Origin of the sequence: Corynebacterium sp. UMB0012, assembly GCF_030216265.1 — a bacterium.
Taxonomy (GTDB): domain Bacteria; phylum Actinomycetota; class Actinomycetes; order Mycobacteriales; family Mycobacteriaceae; genus Corynebacterium.
The window spans coordinates 1-342 of the sequence record NZ_JASOKQ010000078.1; the positions used below are offsets into that span (position 1 = coordinate 1).

1 pseudogene is annotated in these 342 nt (G+C 56.7%); it reads right to left on the minus strand.

The features are described 5' to 3' along the window. Positions 1–342: pseudogene (locus QP324_RS11925) on the minus strand (transposase); the annotation flags it as partial.

Genomic DNA, 342 nt, shown 5'->3' on the forward strand with positions numbered 1-342 from the left:
AACGTTGCTCTCGGCATGCCTGCCGCATCCAAAAGGTATTGCAGACGATGCCGTGACTTGAGGATGACAATCGCCTGGACCTTCAGGCGTGTCCCTGATTCCTCAAGTCCCGCAATTTTTTTAGATATGCGTTTTCCGCTTCCAACCGCGCGATCTGGCGACGCAGCTTCGCTTCCTCCGAAAGCGGCTTCGGCGTGCCCGAACCCTTGGGCCTGCCCTTCGGCTTCGGTTTTAGTGCCTCATCGCCACCTTTACGCCATTTCCGCGACCATCCGCTGACCAGCTTCTCTGATGACAGGCCAAACTCGCGCGCAAGATTCATCGCTGTCTCACCAGAAAGGT